General features: G+C 51.3%; 15 protein-coding genes. 14 read left to right on the top strand and 1 reads right to left on the bottom strand.

Annotated elements, in window-relative coordinates:
- Positions 1 to 385: 385 nt before the first annotated feature.
- The 14 genes from pepB (ACSF8W_RS03210) to ACSF8W_RS03275 all read left to right on the top strand — a co-directional run bounded on the left by pepB (ACSF8W_RS03210) (position 386) and on the right by ACSF8W_RS03275 (position 16,363).
- Positions 386 to 1,678: an aminopeptidase PepB gene (pepB, locus tag ACSF8W_RS03210; RefSeq protein ID WP_500845014.1), complete on the top strand. Its 1,293-nt coding sequence runs from the start codon at positions 386 to 388 to the stop codon at positions 1,676 to 1,678.
- A gap of 56 nt (positions 1,679 to 1,734) precedes the next feature.
- Positions 1,735 to 3,012 (top strand): aminopeptidase PepB, encoded by a 1,278-nt coding sequence (gene pepB, locus ACSF8W_RS03215; protein ID WP_500845016.1) that lies wholly within the window; start codon positions 1,735 to 1,737, stop codon positions 3,010 to 3,012.
- A gap of 174 nt (positions 3,013 to 3,186) precedes the next feature.
- The gene (ndk, locus tag ACSF8W_RS03220) at positions 3,187 to 3,615 is read left to right on the top strand and encodes a nucleoside-diphosphate kinase (protein WP_500845017.1); all 429 of its coding nucleotides are present in this window, start codon (positions 3,187 to 3,189) and stop codon (positions 3,613 to 3,615) included.
- Between the two features lie 339 nt (positions 3,616 to 3,954).
- Positions 3,955 to 5,076, top strand: a complete 1,122-nt coding sequence (gene rlmN, locus ACSF8W_RS03225) for a dual-specificity RNA methyltransferase RlmN (RefSeq protein ID WP_500845019.1) — start codon at positions 3,955 to 3,957, stop codon at positions 5,074 to 5,076.
- Between the two features lie 70 nt (positions 5,077 to 5,146).
- On the top strand, positions 5,147 to 5,905 hold the full coding sequence (gene pilW, locus ACSF8W_RS03230) for a type IV pilus biogenesis/stability protein PilW (RefSeq protein WP_500845021.1): 759 nt from the start codon (positions 5,147 to 5,149) through the stop codon (positions 5,903 to 5,905).
- Positions 5,895 to 6,896 carry a cytoskeleton protein RodZ gene (gene rodZ / locus ACSF8W_RS03235; protein ID WP_500845023.1) on the top strand — a complete coding sequence of 334 codons (1,002 nt, stop codon included), beginning with the start codon at positions 5,895 to 5,897 and terminating at the stop codon, positions 6,894 to 6,896. Before pilW ends, rodZ begins: the two co-directional genes overlap by 11 nt.
- Before the next feature lie 14 nt (positions 6,897 to 6,910).
- Positions 6,911 to 8,026: a flavodoxin-dependent (E)-4-hydroxy-3-methylbut-2-enyl-diphosphate synthase gene (ispG, locus tag ACSF8W_RS03240; RefSeq protein ID WP_500845024.1), complete on the top strand. Its 1,116-nt coding sequence runs from the start codon at positions 6,911 to 6,913 to the stop codon at positions 8,024 to 8,026.
- Between the two features lie 103 nt (positions 8,027 to 8,129).
- Positions 8,130 to 9,398, top strand: a complete 1,269-nt coding sequence (hisS, locus tag ACSF8W_RS03245) for a histidine--tRNA ligase (RefSeq protein ID WP_428476575.1) — start codon at positions 8,130 to 8,132, stop codon at positions 9,396 to 9,398.
- Between the two features lie 13 nt (positions 9,399 to 9,411).
- Positions 9,412 to 10,023: a YfgM family protein gene (locus ACSF8W_RS03250; RefSeq protein WP_500845027.1), complete on the top strand. Its 612-nt coding sequence runs from the start codon at positions 9,412 to 9,414 to the stop codon at positions 10,021 to 10,023.
- A 16-nt stretch (positions 10,024 to 10,039) separates the two neighbouring features.
- Positions 10,040 to 11,197, top strand: a complete 1,158-nt coding sequence (gene bamB, locus ACSF8W_RS03255) for an outer membrane protein assembly factor BamB (protein ID WP_500845029.1) — start codon at positions 10,040 to 10,042, stop codon at positions 11,195 to 11,197.
- A gap of 180 nt (positions 11,198 to 11,377) precedes the next feature.
- Entirely contained in the window at positions 11,378 to 12,874 is a 1,497-nt protein-coding gene (gene der / locus ACSF8W_RS03260; protein WP_428476578.1) for a ribosome biogenesis GTPase Der, read from the top strand.
- Positions 12,875 to 13,131: 257 nt separating this feature from the next.
- Entirely contained in the window at positions 13,132 to 14,193 is a 1,062-nt protein-coding gene (locus ACSF8W_RS03265) for an HlyD family secretion protein (protein WP_428476579.1), read from the top strand.
- Positions 14,190 to 15,725 (top strand): DHA2 family efflux MFS transporter permease subunit, encoded by a 1,536-nt coding sequence (locus ACSF8W_RS03270; protein ID WP_500845032.1) that lies wholly within the window; start codon positions 14,190 to 14,192, stop codon positions 15,723 to 15,725. Before ACSF8W_RS03265 ends, ACSF8W_RS03270 begins: the two co-directional genes overlap by 4 nt.
- A gap of 410 nt (positions 15,726 to 16,135) precedes the next feature.
- A complete protein-coding gene (locus ACSF8W_RS03275) occupies positions 16,136 to 16,363 on the top strand; it encodes a zinc ribbon domain-containing protein (RefSeq protein ID WP_500845034.1) in 228 nt (75 codons plus the stop codon).
- A 151-nt stretch (positions 16,364 to 16,514) separates the two neighbouring features.
- Here the strand turns inward: ACSF8W_RS03275 and xseA are convergent, their stop codons facing one another.
- Entirely contained in the window at positions 16,515 to 17,864 is a 1,350-nt protein-coding gene (gene xseA / locus ACSF8W_RS03280) for an exodeoxyribonuclease VII large subunit (RefSeq protein WP_500845036.1), read from the bottom strand.
- Positions 17,865 to 18,002 lie beyond the last annotated feature (138 nt).

An 18,002-nucleotide genomic window follows, 5' to 3' on the forward strand; every position in this document is an offset into this window, starting at 1 on the left:
GCTTACCCGCTTACCCGCTTACCCCGTCTCATTATCACCAATCGTCTTACTGCGATCTGATCTCGCTCTTACTCTGATTGTAAATAACTTGTGTATTTTTATCGACATAGGCAGAGTAAAGAAAATGCTGATATTTTAGACGAAAGTGAAACATCCCGCCGTGCCAATGGGGGATAAATGGGTTTAACGCCCTGAAAATCACCCTGTGAGCCGGTGCATGCCTTGTAATAGGAGATTCTGCCCCCATAGCAAAGAGGAGCAGGCGTAACGATGATGCTATTGAGTTGTTACGGCTTACCTAATGCGAACGCCCAGCCTCACAAGGCGAGGGTTGTATTCTGTTCTTCGTGATACGGTTGAAGGATAGATTTTCAAGGAGTAATGCATGTCTATCAAAATGAACGTTCTTTTATCTCACGACGCGGCGGCCCCGCAGTGGGGCGCCAATGCCCTCGTCACTTTCCAGCCAGAAGGCGCCGTGATCCACGTGACGGGCGATAATGCACTGGTTGCTGTGCAGCGTGCGGGTCGCAAGTTGGACAGCCAAGGCATCAAGCAGGTTGCCCTGTGCGGTGAAGGGTGGACGATTGAGGTGATTTGGGCCTTCATTCAAGGACACCGCAATAGCAAACCTGGCAATACCGTTGAGTGGCCAGCGTTGTCCGATCTCGACGAAGCCGAGCTGCAAGCGCGCATCATGGCGACGAACTGGGTGCGTGAAGTGATCAACCAGTCAGCAGACGTTGTGCGTCCGTCACAACTGGCCGCACGCGCGGGTGAGTGGATCAAAGCCCTTGCGCCGGAACAAGTGACGTACAAAATCGTTAAAGGCAATGATCTTCTGGATGAAGGCTGGAACGGCATTCATACCGTCGGTCGTGGCTCTGAGCGCTCACCGGCGATGCTGCGTTTGGACTACAACCCTACGGGTAATCCGGACGCGCCTGTACACACATGTTTGGTCGGCAAAGGGATCACCTTTGACTCGGGCGGTTACAGCATTAAGCCTTCTGCGGGCATGATTGCCATGAAAGCCGACATGGGTGGCGCGGCATTGGCTGCCGGTGCCTTGGCGCTGGCCATTGCCCGTGGCACCAACAAGCGTATCAAGCTGATCCTATGTTGTGCTGAAAACATGGTGTCAGGCCGTGCGGTGAAACTGGGCGATATCATTACGTACAAAAACGGCAAAACCGTGGAAGTGCTGAATACCGATGCCGAAGGACGTTTGGTATTGGCCGATGGTTTGATTTACGCCAGCGCCCAGCAGCCAGAATTGATCATCGACTGTGCCACCCTGACGGGCTCGGCAAAAAATGCGTTGGGGAACGATTACCACGCGCTGTTTACGTTTGATCAGGCGTTGGCACAAAAAGCCTTGTTAGCGGCGAAGGAAGAAAACGAAGGCCTGTGGCCACTGCCTCTTGATGAAGAGCACCGTGGCATGATGCCATCGCATTTTGCTGATCTGTCGAATATTTCGCAGGGTGAGTTTATGCCGGGTGCCAGCACCGCCGCCGCCTTCCTGTCGTACTTTGTGGATGATTACCAGACCGGTTGGATGCACATTGACGCCAGCGGTACGTACCGCAAAGGCCCGACCGACAAATGGTCGGCAGGGGCGACGGGCATGGGTGTCCGTACGCTGGCCAATATTTTATGTGATCACGAAGAGTGATCCTCTTGAATGATTGACTGTAGCCCGCGTGACGGGCTACCTATAAAGGAAGAATGATGTTAAGGATTACATTATCGGCTGAGGCCCATACAGGGATCTGGGGACCGAATGCATTGTTGGCTTACGATGCAGAGGGCGTGGTGATTCATTACCACGGCGACTACCCATTACGCCGTATTCAACAGGCGGGCAGACAACTGCAAGCACAAGGGTTAAGTGATGTCAGCCTGGAAGGTGAAGGCTGGAGCTATGAGCGTCAGTGGGCGTTCTATTGTGGTTTGGCGACGCCGAAAGGGGCAGTGAACCTGCGCTGGGCGTCGATTGATGAAGACGAATTAGAGTTACTCAATGCCCGTCACCGTAGTGCCGAATGGGTACGTAAGGTCATCAATGCGACACCGGAAGACATGTATCCGGAACGTTTGGCAGAAGAAGCCATTGCGTTTTTAAGTGAGATTGCTGGCGAGACGATCACGCATGAATGCATCGTGGGTGATGCCCTGCTGGAACACGGTTGGATCGGCACGCACACCGTGGGGCGCGGCAGCAGCCGTCCACCGGTTATGTTGGTGTTGGATTATAATCCGACCGGTCAAGCGGATGCGCCAGTGGCCGCGTGTTTGGTGGGCAAAGGGATCACCTTTGATTCTGGCGGTTACAGCATTAAGCCAAGTGCCGGCATGGCCGCCATGAAATGCGACATGGGTGGCGCGGCCACCGTGACCGCCGCCTTGGGGTATGCCATTGCACAAGGGCTGGATCAACGGGTGAAATTGTTCCTGTGTTGTGCCGAAAACCTGATTGCAGGGAATGCCTACAAGCTCGGTGATATCCTGACCTATAAGAATGGCCAGACGGTCGAAATTCTCAATACCGATGCAGAAGGGCGCTTAGTTTTAGCGGATGGTTTGATCGCGGCAACGGAAACGAAAGCGCCAGTGATCATTGATGCGGCAACCTTGACAGGGGCTGCTATGATGGCGGTAGGAACAGATTACAACGCCTTGTTCGGCTTGGATAAAAATATGCTACTCAAGGCGCAAACATTGTCTGATTTGGTCAATGAGCCCGCTTGGCCTTTGCCGTTGGAAACGTGGCATCAGTCGCAACTGCCATCACATTATGCCGATACGGCGAACAGCCGTAGCCAGAAAGGTGCGGGTGCCGGCGCCTCGACGGCCGCCGCGTTCTTGTCTCGGTTTGTCGATACGCAGCAAAGCCAGTGGTTACACGTCGATTTAGCGGCTTGTTTCCGCGAAAGTCCTGACAGTCGCTGGGCGGCCGGTGCGACAGGATTGGGCGTTGCGCACATTGCCGCAATGCTGTTAGGTTAATCACGTACGTTCAAGGTACCGCGCAGTGATACTGCGCGGTACCGGTTAAGTCAAAAGGAGTTGGAACAAGGAAGAACGTCAGTAGAGGATACTGTATTTTGTTTAGGTGGAGCGGTGCGCAAATGGAATTCGCCATGGTGTTATCACTCCCAGATTCAAAAGGAAACTATAATAATGACGATCGAAAAGACATTCTCAATTGTGAAGCCGGATGCGGTAAAGCGTAATTTAATTGGTGCTATCTACCAGCGTATTGAAAGCGCGGGTTTAAAAGTGATCGCCGCAAAAATGGTCCATCTTGATGCGGATAAAGCCATGGGGTTTTATGCCGAGCATGAAGGCAAACCTTTCTATGACGACCTCGTGGCGTTCATGACGTCAGGCCCGGTGATGGTGCAGGTCCTGGAAGGGGACAATGCCGTTGTGCGTTACCGTGAGTTGATGGGAAAAACGAATCCTGAAGACGCGGCTTGTGGCACATTACGTGCTGATTTCGCGTTGAGCTTGCGCCATAACTCTGTGCATGGTGCAGACAGCCCTGAATCGGCGGCGCGAGAAATCGCCTACTTTTTTGCCGATGACGAGATTTGTCCTCGCGACTAAATCGGTATGCCCCTTATTGGGCACGCTGAACATAATGAATCAAAAAACGGGAAGCGCTGGCTTCCCGTTTTTGTTTGTATCGGGTGGGAGTTCACGTGATGCTTGGTCCCCGCGGCTCGGCATGTTTGGCTTTCCCCACGAGGTGGTTGCGGGGACGGGACGGGGAACAGGTGGAAACTGATAGCTAAAGCCTGTACAATTTCGCGCCTTAAAACCAAACTGAATAGCACACACGGGTGTGGCGTGGTATTCATTGCTTAAGGTCCTGTCGTAGGCAGCCAAATGGGCTGTGTACCTAAGGCACAGATCACGTCACGTAATACATAGAGGCAACAACCGATGACAACTGTTAAAACGAATCTGCTGGATTTTGATCGCAAGGGGCTGCGTCAGTATTTTGCCGATGAACTGGGTGAAAAAGCGTTCCGTGCGGATCAGGTAATGAAGTGGATTTACCATTTCGGTTGTGATGATTTCGATCAAATGACGAACATCAACAAGAAATTACGTGAAAAGCTAAAAGCGGTGGCGGAAATTCGTGCACCGTACGTCTCTGAAGCGCAACACTCATCGGATGGCACCATCAAATGGGCTATGCGTGTGGGCGATCAGGATGTGGAAACCGTGTACATTCCTGATGAAGACCGTGCGACTTTGTGTGTCTCATCGCAGGTAGGTTGTGCATTGGAATGTAAGTTCTGTTCAACCGCACAGCAAGGTTTCAACCGAAACCTGCGCGTGTCTGAAATTATCGGTCAGGTATGGCGTGCAGCGAAAGAGATCGGTATCGAAAAAGAAACCGGTCGCCGTCCGATCACCAACGTGGTGATGATGGGCATGGGTGAACCGTTGCTGAACATGAAAAACTTGATCCCAGCACTGGAGATCATGCTGGATGACTTGGGCTTTGGCCTATCGAAGCGCCGTGTGACGGTGTCGACATCGGGTGTGGTATCAGGCTTGGAGCAGATGACGGGCAACATCGATGTCGCATTGGCGATCTCGCTACACGCACCGACCGATGAATTGCGTTCGCAAATCATGCCTATCAATAACCGTTGGAACATTGAAGACTTCTTGTCTTCTGTGCGTCGCTACATTGATTCATCTAACGCAAACCGTGGCCGTGTGACCGTGGAATACGTGCTGTTGGATCATGTGAATGATGATATGGAACACGCGCGTCAGTTGGGTGTCCTGCTGAAAGATACGCCAGCGAAGATCAACTTGATCCCGTTCAATCCATACCCTGGCTCGCCATACAAAAAGCCAAGTAACTCACGTATTGACCGTTTCATGAAAACCTTGATGGAATATGATTACACGGTCACGATCCGTAAGACCCGCGGTGATGATATCGATGCGGCTTGCGGACAATTGGTTGGTGATGTGATTGACCGCACGAAACGAACACAAGCTAAGCTTCAAAACGGTGAACAAATCCCGGTAAAATCAGTCTAATACAGACGCACCCAGTCCAACTTAACCGAGTTGGACTGGGTATATATATGGATATCAGTGTGGGGTTGTAATGGTACGGTGGACGATGTACCCGTTATTGTGTAGTTTAATGATTGGCTGTGTAACGGTTGATCATGCTGGCAATAAGAAAGAAGAAGTAGATAAAGTCGAAGCGGCGGAAGCACGTATTTCACTCGGGTTGACTTATCTTGAAAATGGTCAGTGGCAGCGCGCGCGGGATAATTTAGAGATCGCGTTAACGTACGCCCCAAAATATTATCGCGCACAAAACGCAATGGCCTACTATTATCAACAGGTTGATGAGCCTGAACAGGCAGAAGCGATCTACAAGCAAGCCTTGCGTGACTCACCGAAAAACGGCGATGTGCAAAATAACTACGGCACCTTTTTATGTGCCCAAGCACGTTATGATGAAGCCATTGCTGCGTTTGAGAAGGCCATTGCCCAACCTTACTACTATCTAACCTCCGCCAGTTATGAAAATGCGGCGTTGTGTAGTTTGAAGAAAGGCAGCGAACCTAAAGCACGTGAGTTCTTCGATAAAGCCCTGGCTTACGACCCTTACCGACCTATGTCAATGTTGCAGTTGTCGCAGTTGGACATCAAGGAAGACAACCTGAAAGATGCGCGCGTACGGCTGTTTAAATTTAACAAGAGATTTGGGTACAAGGCTGACAGCCTTTGGCTGTTAATCCAGCTGGAACATCAAGCAGGCCGTCAAAGTTTGGTTGATAAATATGCTGGCATTTTGCAAGAGCAGTATCCGAACTCTAAGCAATATCAAAACTATCTAGCCAATGAATACTGAACAGAACGAAGATAAATCAACAGAAGATAGTCATCTTCCCGGGGATATGCTGCGTCAGGCTCGTGAGAAGCTAGGCTATTCCCAGAAAGATGTTGCTAGCCGCCTGAGACTTCGTCAGTCGGTTGTCAATGACATCGAAAACAACCATTTTGAAGAAGCGCAACTGGCCACGTTTACGCGTGGTTATGTGCGTTCCTATGCAAAATTTGTCGGTCTTGACGAAAATACTATTTTGGCCAAGCTTGACCAACACGGTCATGCTCAGCCGCAAGAACAAGAAATGCAAAGTTTCTCGCGTCGAACGAAACGAGAAGCGCACGATAGCCGCATTATGCGCCTGACGTGGGCGTTAGCGGTGCTGTTTATTGGGTTAACCGGTGTGTGGTGGTGGCAAAGTCTGCAAATGACACCAGACGCTGATCTCCCGGCTGCTGTCACTGCGCAAAACCCGCCGTTGGATGAATCTCTGGCCACGGGTGGTCAAACGCCAACTGTTACGGCAGAAACCACGCTAACGGCGTTGAATCCGGCCCAGGAAGCGCAACTGACCGTGATCAGCACGCCTGCGACAGACGTGGCAACAGAGACACCGACGCTGAGCGCAGATGACGCTCCGAAAGCCGACTTTGTTGACAGTTTCACCGAGGTAGCACAAGACGATGCCACCAACGATGCGATCACGCCTGACGCGAACGCGACAGACGCTGAGAGCACGGCTGAAACACCGGTACCGGCGGAGCCTGTGGTTGTCGCATCGGATTTAGAGATGAGCTTTACCGGCGACTGCTGGATTGACATTCGTGACGCCAAAGGTAAGCGCCTTGATACCGGCGTGAAAAAAGCCGGTGATGTTTTGAAACTGGATGGCGATGCTCCATTCAAGGTAGTGCTGGGTGCGCCTAGCGTGGTTACAATGCGTTATCAAGGCGAGCCCGTTGATCTGAGCCGATATCCGGCTGGGAAAGTGGCACGATTGAAACTGCCGCAGTAAACAGAGTAAATGTAATGCATAACGAGTCTCCAATTATACGTCGCCAATCGACCCGTATTTATGTCGGGAATGTGCCGATTGGTGATGGTGCGCCGATTGCTGTGCAATCAATGACCAACACCCGCACGACCGATGTCGCGGCGACGGTCGCGCAGATCAACGCACTGGAAAAAGTCGGTGCGGATATTGTGCGTGTATCTGTCCCTACGATGGAAGCGGCGGAAGCCTTCAAGCTGATCAAGCAGCAGGTCAATGTGCCGCTCGTGGCCGATATCCACTTTGATTACCGTATCGCGCTGCAAGTGGCGGAATACGGGGTAGACTGTTTGCGTATTAACCCGGGCAATATTGGTCGTGAAGATCGTATCCGCTCCGTGGTGGATTGTGCCCGCGATAAAAACATCCCGATCCGTATCGGGGTGAATGGCGGATCACTAGAAAAAGACATTCAGCAGAAATACGGCGAACCGACGCCTGCGGCGTTGGTTGAATCGGCAATGCGCCATGTTGATATTCTGGATCGTTTGAACTTCGATCAGTTCAAAGTCAGTGTGAAAGCGTCTGATGTGTTCTTGGCGGTGGAATCTTACCGTCAGTTAGCACGTCAAATCGCGCAACCGCTTCACCTCGGGATCACCGAAGCCGGTGGTGCTCGTGCGGGTGCGGTGAAATCCGCCGTCGGCCTTGGCATGCTATTGGCTGAGGGGATCGGTGACACGCTGCGTGTATCATTAGCGGCGGATCCGGTTGAAGAGATCAAAGTCGGTTTTGATATTCTGAAATCCCTGCGTATTCGCTCTCGTGGTATCAACTTCATTGCGTGCCCAACGTGCTCCCGTCAGGAGTTCGATGTGATTAGCACGGTGAATGAACTGGAACAACGTCTGGAAGACATCACCCTGCCAATGGACGTGTCCGTGATTGGTTGTGTGGTGAACGGTCCGGGTGAAGCGGAAGTGTCCCATTTGGGCATTGCCGGTGGTAACCGCAAAAGTGCCTTCTATGAAGATGGCATTCGTCAGAAAGAGCGTTTTGATAACGATAACGTGATTGATCAGCTCGAAGCGAAGATCCGCGCTAAAGCCTCTATCCTTGATGTCAACAACCGCATCAATGTGACAGAAAAATAACGAAATAGTGGGGAATCACACCTGTAATGTATAGGTGTGGTTCACTATTGCCGTTATAACCTATATATTCAACTCCATTCCCCATCGGTTAACGAGAATAAACGTGGCGAAACAAATTCAAGCAATTCGAGGCATGAACGACTGCCTTCCAACCCAATCTCCACTATGGCAAAAAGTGGAAGGTACCATTAAACAAGTAGTCAGCGCATACGGTTACAGTGAAGTACGTATGCCTATCGTTGAATCAACGCATTTGTTTAGTCGGGCAATCGGTGAAGTTACGGATGTAGTTGAAAAGGAAATGTACACCTTTGAAGACCGTAACGGCGACAGCCTAACCCTGCGCCCTGAAGGCACAGCGGGCTGTGTACGTAACGGTATCCAGAACGGTCTACTGTACAATCAAGAACAACGCCTGTGGTACACCGGCCCAATGTTCCGTCATGAGCGTCCACAAAAAGGCCGTTACCGTCAGTTCCACCAGTTTGGTGTGGAAGTATTTGGCCTGAACGGTCCTGACGTTGATGCAGAATTGATCATGATGACGGCACGTATGTGGCGTACATTGGGTATTGATAAGCATGTACGTCTTGAGCTGAACTCTATCGGTTCACTGGAAGCGCGTGCCACATACCGTGAAGCCTTGGTTGCGTTCCTTGAGCAGCACATCGAGATCCTTGATGAAGACTGCAAACGTCGTATGCACACCAACCCACTGCGTGTATTGGATACCAAAAATGCAGCGGTTCAGGAAATTTTGGTCGATGCACCGAAATTGTCTGAGTACTTAGATGAAGAATCGACGGCGCATTTTGCGGGTTTGTGTGAACTATTAGACGCTGCTGGCATCGAATATCAAGTAAATGAACGCCTTGTTCGTGGTTTAGATTATTATAACCGCACGGTTTTTGAGTGGATCACCGAAAGTTTGGGTTCACAAGGTACCGTTTGTGGCGGTGGCCGTTATGATGGCTTGGTGGAACAACTTGGCGGTAAAGCAACCCCTGCGGTTGGTTTCGCGATGGGCCTAGAGCGTTTGGTACTGATGATGGAAACACTGGAACTGACCGACGTACGTCGTGCGGTGGATGTGTACATTGTCACTGCCGGTGAAGGCACCATGATGGCTGGCATGAAACTGGCTGAGAAGCTACGTGAAGACGCCCCGGGCCTACGTGTGATGAACCACTTCGGTGGCGGTAACTTCAAGAAACAATTTAAACGTGCAGACAATGTCGGCGCGGTAGTGGCATTGGTACTTGGCGAAAATGAAATTGCTGAGCAAACCGTAGTAGTTAAAGATCTTCGCGGCGGTGAGCAAATCACCATGGCGCAAGACGAAGTGGCAGCAAAGCTGGCCGAATTGATTTAAGAGAGGACAGGAAGTGGACGGCAATATCACAGAAGAACAGCAAGTTGAACAGATTAAAGCTTGGTGGAAAGAAAACGGTAAAGCCGTTGTTCTCGGTGCTGTGATTGGTCTGGGTGGCCTGACTGGCTGGCGTTATTATCAGTCTGAAGTGCAGTCAGCCAAGGAACAGGCATCCAATGCGTACACGCAAGTGATCACGGTATTGGAAAGCGGCAATGCGAAAGGTGTTGCTGATGTTCAGGCATTTATTGCGGCGCATGAAAGCAGCCAGTATTCGGTATTGGCGTCACTGCAGTTGGCGAAAGTACAGGTGCAAAACGGCGATCTTGATGCGGCCGCAGAGCAATTGCGCTGGGCGATCAGCCATACCGATGACGCAGCGATTCTTCCTGTTGCTAAAACTCGCTTGGCGCGTATTTATGCCCAGCAACAAGACTTCGATAAAGCCCTTGCTGAACTGGATCAAGTTGGCTCAGAAAGCTGGCAAGCGAAAGTAGACGAGTTACGTGGTGATATTTTGTTGCACAAAGGCGATAAGATTGCAGCACGTGAAGCCTACGTGAGCGCACAGCAGTTGGGTGGCTCACCTGCATTGCAAGTGAAGCTAGACGACTTGGCACAGTAAGGTAGGGCGTAAGCGTATGCAGAAGGTGTTAAAACAAGCTATTGCGCTGGCGCTGGCCGCCGGCATGCTAGCGGGCTGTGCAGGGGATGAAGAGACCAATCAGATGGCCCCAGTGCCGATGATTGAAAGTACTTTCGCCCCGGCTAAGAGTTGGAGCAGCAGTGTGGGGGATGGCATTGGCCAGTACTTCTCGCAACTGCGTCCGGCTCTAGGCTACGGCAAGCTGTATGTGGCGGATCGTGACGGTCTCGTTAAGGCGTTGGATCCGGAGACGGGTGCACTGCTTTGGGAGCGCGATTTAGATGCTGATATACCTGCGCGTTTGTCAGGTGGGATCACGCTGTCTTACGGCAAAGTGTATATTGGCTCTGAAAATGCAGAAGTGATTGCGCTGGATGCGGAAACCGGTGAGCCGGTATGGCGTAGTGCAGTGGAAGGGGAAGTGCTGTCACGTCCGCTGGTGGATGAGGGCCTCGTGGTCGTCAATACCAGTCGTGGTGTGCTACAAGCGCTGGATGCCGATAGCGGTGAAAGCCGTTGGCAGCTAGGCAGTGAAGTGCCGACCCTGACGCTACGTGGTGACAGCTCACCTGTTGCGATTTCTGGCGGGGTATTCTGGGGACAAGCGAACGGCCGTTTGGCTGGCGCACTCATGAATTCCGGTCAGATGTTGTGGCAGCAGCCGATTGGTTCACCGAAAGGTGCGACTGAGATTGATCGTTTGGTGGATGTGGATGCAACGCCAGTGATTGATGGCGAGCGTTTGTATGCGATTGGCTATAATGGGAACTTGGTTTCCATCGATTTGCGTACAGGCCAAGCCGCATGGAAACGCAGCTACTCGTCGGCGACAGACTTTGCCATTGAAGGTAACCAACTGTTCTTGATCACCGATCAGGATCATGTGGTGGCTGTGGATATGCGCAGTGGGACAGAGCTGTGGGCCAACAAATTGTTGGAATACCGTCGTCTGAGTGCGCCGTCTATCATCAATGGCTATGTGGTTGTTGGGGATGATGAAGGTTATCTGCATTGGCTTGACCCGTATAGCGGTGACTTTGTCGCGCAGCAAGATATCGGTGGGGGCGGCATTGCGGTCCCTCCGTTGGTGGTTGGCGATGGCTATGTCGTGATCACGCGTGATGGCTCGATTAACAAAATGCAAATGCCGTAATTTGTCGGTATAATACGCACCGTTCTAATTTGTCGGCTCCTGCTGTAAATACAGTCAGGAGCCGTTATTGTTATATCTATTCGCAATATTATTGTCGGGTGAAGGCCAGAATATTCTATGGCTGGAGGCAAGAATGAATAGAAAATATGTCAGTAAGACTATGAAAAGTATGAGGTACTTATGATTCCTGTTGTTGCCCTAGTTGGGCGCCCAAATGTGGGTAAATCGACGTTATTCAACCGTCTTACCCGTACAAGGGATGCGCTGGTAGCTGATTTTCCTGGCCTAACAAGGGATCGTAAATACGGTAAGGCTGAGCTAGAAGAGCACGAATTCATCGTGATCGATACCGGCGGTATCGACGGTAGCGAAGAAGGCGTGGAAACAAAGATGGCTGAGCAGTCACTGGCCGCGATCGAAGAAGCTGACGTTGTACTGTTTTTGGTGGATGGCCGTGCCGGTCTAACATCATCGGATGTTGCGATTGCTGAACACCTGCGCAGCCGTGAAAAGCCAACCTTCTTGGTGGTTAACAAAATCGACGGTATCGATGCAGACAGTGCGTGTGCCGAGTTCTGGAGCCTGGGTGTGGATGCGATGTACCAAATCGCAGCCTCACAGAACCGTGGTGTGACGGCATTGATGGAACGTGCACTTGCACCGTTCTCTGATGCACTGAACAAAGCGGTTGAAGGTGAAGACGGCGAGATGCAGATCGAAGATCTGACGTCTGTTGAAGACATCGAAAAAGCGAACCTGTCAGAAGCGGATGCAGAAGCGGCGTACAAACGTCTGCAAGAGCAGCCAATTAAACTGGCGATTATCGGTCGTCCGAACGTGGGTAAATCAACGCTAACTAACCGTATCCTCGGTGAAGAGCGTGTGGTGGTTTACGATATGCCGGGCACCACGCGTGACTCTATCTACATTCCAATGGAACGTGATGGTCAAGAGTACGTGTTGATCGATACCGCGGGTATCCGTCGTCGTAAGAACATGCACCAAGCGGTTGAGAAGTTCTCTGTGATTCAAACGCTAAAAGCGGTTGAAGATGCGAACGTGGTACTGCTGATCATTGATGCACGCGAAAACATTTCGGATCAAGACCTTAGCCTATTGGGCTTTGCGTTGAACTCTGGCCGTTCATTGGTGATTGCCGTGAACAAGTGGGATGGTTTGGATAACGACGTGAAAGAGCGTGTGAAATCTGAACTGGATCGTCGTCTAGGTTTCGTCGACTTTGCACGTATCCACTTCATCTCTGCGTTGCACGGTACGGGTGTCGGTCACTTGTACGAATCAGTGAAAGAAGCGTACCAGTCTGCGACTAAGCGTATCAGCACCTCGTTGCTAACGCGTATCATGCAGATGGCGCAAGACGATCACCAGCCACCAATGATCCATGGTCGCCGTGTGAAACTGAAATATGCGCACGCCGGTGGTTATAACCCACCGATCATCGTGGTACACGGTAACCAGGTGAATGAGCTTCCGGGTTCATACAAGCGTTACCTGATGAACTACTACCGTAAGTCTCTGGAAATGATGGGTACACCAATCCGTATTCAGTTCCAGAACAGCGAAAACCCGTTTGAAGCGAAGAAAGAGAAATTGAGTCTTTCTCAATCGCGTCAGCGTAAGCGCTTGACGTCTGCACTGAAAAACCGCGGTAAATAAGCCTGTTGCGGTATTGAAAGACTGAATGAGACGGTGTCCTTAGGGGCGCCGTTTTTTTTTGCTTATTTTTTGTCACCTTGTTTATTCACGACGCCCAATTCCCCCCTCCCGACGGATTTCACGCACGTCTTCTTTAAAGTGAGGATCGCCTCGATCAACAAGCTGCTATGCTTGATCGAGTTCTTTACGTACTCCGTTATCGTACTATTTTCTGTTGTATGCCACCTGCTGGCGAGCTCGCTAAATAGGCCATCATAATGAATGAGACCCCATCCCATACGCTACGCAATGTTGTCATATTAACGGTTATCGGCCTTTGTTTGGCCGTGGCGGGTTACTTGTATATCCAGCATCAAAAACGCTACCCCAGTACGGAAGATGCGTATGTGCATGCCAATATCATTTATGTTGCCCCACAAGTATCGGGCAAAGTGATCGCCACCAATGCCGTGGATTTTCAACCCGTGAGCAAAGGGGATGTGCTGGTACAGTTGGATCCGGCACCTTATCAGGCCAAACTAGACGAAGCCAAAGCGGCTTATGAATTGGCCACCCAAAATAATGCGGCGACCGATGATGCGATTTTGGCAGCCAGTGCCAATGTGCGCAGTGCCATGGCGAAACTGGCCGATGCGCAAAGTACTTACCGGCGTGTGCAGCAACTGGTCACGAAAAAGCTGCTGCCACAACAGCAACTGGATGATGCCAAAGCCAACTTGTCCAGTGCAGAAAATGCTGTGGAAGCGGCGCGCGCCAATATGTCGCAGCTGATCACCGCGCAAGGGGCGAAAGGGACGGCGGCACCGGAAGTGAAAAAGGCCGCTGCCGCGCTCAGTAGCGCCAGTTTATCCCTGTCTTACACGAATATTTTTGCCTCGCACGACGGCATGCTGGGGCAACTTCGTGTGCACCCAGGCAGCGTGGTCTCGCCGGGACAAGCGCTTGTCCCATTGGTGGAATCCAACAGTTATTGGGTGCAGGCCAATTTCAAAGAAGCTGAAACCGGCCGGTTGAAAGTGGGAATGGCAGCCACGATAGCGCTTGATTTATACCCGGATGTTGAATTTTCTGGGGTGATTGAATCGATATCACCGGCCAGCGGTTCGTCGTTTTCGTTGTTACCGCCAGAGAATGCGACCGGTAACTGGGTGAAAGTCCCCCAACGTTTTCCGGTATTGATCCGCTTAGACAACCCCGGCCAACAAGCTGAACATCCCTTGCGGGTCGGTGCCAGCAGTACGGTCACCATTGATACCCGTAAACCGCTGCAGTCGGTCACGCCTGCCAGAGTGGCGCCGTTGGAACAGGGCACCCCATGAGTGAGGCTACGCCGACGGTAACGGATCCCCCCGCACCTCAACAAGCCCCCGTCAGTGCGGGAAACCGTACCTTGATCACCTTCGCCGTGATGCTGTCTGCCATCATGGTGCTGCTAGACATGACCATCGCCAATGTGGCTTTGCCACACATGATGGGTGCGTTGGGGGTCACGTCTGAGCAAGTCACCTGGGTGCTGACGTCCTATTCCATGGCCGAGGCTATTTTTATTCCGTTGGCGAGCTATCTCTCACTTAAAGTGGGGATCCGCAAGTTGCTGCTGATCTCCGTGTCGGGGTTTATTCTCAGCTCAGCCTTGTGCGGCCAAGCGGATTCACTGACCGAGATGGTGACATTTCGGATTATACAGGGGGCGTTCGGGGCGGCAGTGATCCCATTGTCACAGTCCATCATGGTGCAGATCTATCCGGCAGAAGAGCGCGGTAAAGCCATGGCACTGTTCAGTGTCGGGATTTTACTCGGCCCGATTCTGGGCCCAACGCTGGGAGGGATCATCACAGAAAACATGGATTGGCGGTGGATTTTCTATGTCAATTTACCCGTCGGCTTGTTCTGTTTGACGCTGCTGTTCCTGTTTGTCCATATTGATGGTCGTGGAGAGAGTAAGGTGGATTGGTTACTTGTCGGTGCCATGGCGCTGGGGATTGGCCTACTGCAAATGGTGCTGGATCGCGGCAATGAAGAAGGGTGGTTTACCTCTAACCTGATTTTATTTGCCACGGTGATCAGCGTGATTGCATTGGTGATTTTTATTACCCGCTCATTTCTGATCAAAGGCGATATCGCCCCGATGTGGTTACTCAAAGATCGTAATCTCGCCATGTCTTGCTTGATGATGGCGGGTTTTTCGATGGGCATGTTTGGGATCACCCAGTTACAGCCGATGATGCTGGAAAAACTGCTCAATTATCCGGTTGAAACGACGGGGTTTGCCATGGCGCCGCGCGGATTAACCTCGGCGGTGGTCTTGTTGGTGATTGCCCGCTTTATTGACCGGCTTGATGCCAGAATGTTGATCGCGATTGGTCTGCTGTTGAATGCACTCGGTACGTATTACATGACCCAGTATTCGGCTGAGATCAATATGTACTGGGTGTTGGTGCCGAGCATGATTCAAGGGGCGGGGATGGGGTTGGTGTTTGCGCCACTCAGTCAGTTAGCCTATGCCACGTTACCGAAAGAATACACCGTCGGCGGGGCGGTGGTGTATAACCTGTGCCGCACCATTGGGGGATCCTTTGGCATTTCCATTGTGAACACCTATTTCAGCCGAGTCGAGCAGCGAGAATGGCATGCATTGGGGGGGGATCTCTCGTTGATGAATCCGGCCTTGCAACAGGCGGCACAAACGCAAGGCGTCGCCGTGACGGATCCGTCTTTTCTTGCGCAAATTCAAGCGTTACTGTTGCAGCAGTCCACCTTGCTGGCGTTTGTTTATACCTTTGGCTTCTTGTTGTTTTCCTACCTCTGCCTTATTCCTCTGCTGCTCTTTTTTAAGAAAAAATCCACCTGATCGTACCTGTTTACCGTGATCCTCTTTGTCTGTGGGCGCGGTGAAATGCGGGCATCATCGAAGCGGTGGCACGTTTAACGGGTGTGTTTTTCGGTGTCTCCTTGATTGAAATGCAATTTTATATAATATCGGATCTTTGCGTTAATTTCGGAATCGTACGGAGTTAAATATCGCTTAAAATCCAAAAACAGAATATGTAACTTATGCTTTCGGGAAGTGTATTGATAAATGTTCTTCTGATAGCGGATCGCTGATCACATAGGCTTTTCACGTTGATCAACGGATCCTAGGTTGATCAACACCGTGCTTAATCATGGGTGAGTTGTTAAGGATTTAATCGGGATCAAAGGCGACAATGAGCAGTATCGAGTAAGATATTGTCAATAAGACCAGTACATTAAGGAAAAGCCATGAACCAGAACGTGTGCCCGCACTGCAGTAGTGAACTGAGTTGGAAAAACGATCAGTATTACTGTGATTTTTGTCAGCAGGCAATGAACAAAAAAGCGTTATGCCCAGATTGCCAAGGGGGAATGGAAAAGCTGCAAGCCTGTGGGTCTGCCAGTTACTTCTGTCACCACTGTAATGAGTTGAAATCAAAAAGCCGGATTCAGTTTCAGTTTGAACCGATAGATTGAGCGCGATAGCGAACAGTCAGTGATTGACGTATCAGATGAAATGAAAACGTCGCGCCGTATCGATGAGCATCGATTCGGCGCGACGTTTTGTATGAATGCGGCGGATAAAACACGCCAGAGAGGAGCGGACGTACGCGGTTTAGTTTGATTGTTATTCGCTGACAACGGACTGAATGTCACCGTCAGCCAAGCTAGTGCGAATGGTATCGCCCGCTTTGACTTGATCCCGATGACGGATCACTTTGCCGTTTTGATCGCGGGTGATGGAGTAACCGCGTCCCAGCGTGGCCAATGGGCTCACGGCTTCGAGTTTTTCTGCTGCCATCGCCAATTTGTGCTGCGTACGCAGTAAATGACGATCCATGGCATCTAACAGTTGCTGTTTGCGCTGCGCCAGTTGATTTTGCTGGGTCTGAATCGTCTTCGCTGGCGAGTGCAAAGCCAGTTTATAACGCTGACGTTCCAGATGTTGCTGGTGGCGAGCCAAACGACGTTGCATGGCTTGCATTAAACGGGCATCCAATTCATCCAACTGCTGTTGTTGCTGGTTCAAGCGCACTTGTGGGTGCTGCTTGTCCAGTCGATGCTGCAACTGTACCGTTGTCGCATGACGCTGCGAAAGAAAATGACGCATCGCATGACGAAGTTGTTGTTTACGTTGGTTGATTGCTTGGGTTTGATGCGTCATGTCGCGACTGATCAGTTCCGCGGCTGCAGAGGGCGTTGGAGCGCGGACATCCGCGACAAAATCAGCAATGGTTACATCGACTTCATGGCCAACAGCACTGACGATCGGGATCTGACTGGCCGCAATCGTGCGTGCCACAATCTCTTCGTTAAAGGCCCACAAATCTTCCAGTGAGCCGCCGCCGCGGCCTACAATCAGCACGTCACATTCCTGACGGGCGTTGGCACGACCAATGGCTTGTGCAATCGAAATCGCCGCCCCGTCGCCTTGTACCATGGTCGGGTAGATCACCACGGGTAGGCTTGGATCACGGCGCTTCAGGACGTTCAAAATATCGAATAACGCAGCGCCGGTCTTTGACGTCACAATGCCCACGCGCTGTGGCTGTTCCGGCAAAGGTTGCTTCAGTGATTGGGCAAACAAGCCTTCGGCGGCCATGGACATTTTGAGTTGTTCAAATTGCTGCTGCAGACGGCCATCGCCTTCGGGCTGCATGCTTTCGATAATCAGTTGGTAATCACCGCGCGGTTCGTACAGTGACAAACGCGCTTTCACCAGTACTTGATTGCCGTTCGCCGGTCGGAAGGTCACATTGCGGTTACTGCCCTTGAACATGGCACATTTTACCTGTGCCCGTGAATCTTTCAGGGTGAAGTACCAATGGCCGGAAACCGGTATCGACAGGTTAGACAGTTCACCGATCAGCCACACGACCCCCATTTCATTTTCGAGGATCAGCCGTACCTGAGCATTCAGGCTGGAAACGGTATAGATACGATCGTTAGATTGGGTCTGTTGAGCGAATAGCGTCACGAGACTAGGTACCTGTTTTGAAAGGCGGAGGTGTGCGATTTAGCAGCAGTTGGGAAGGAATGTCGCCAGACCAAGGCAGTTTTTGGACAGATCTTGGTCATAATGCGCTGACCGCAGCACCGGAAACTTAACCGAAAT

This window comes from Photobacterium sp. 270122K (genome assembly GCF_059941365.1).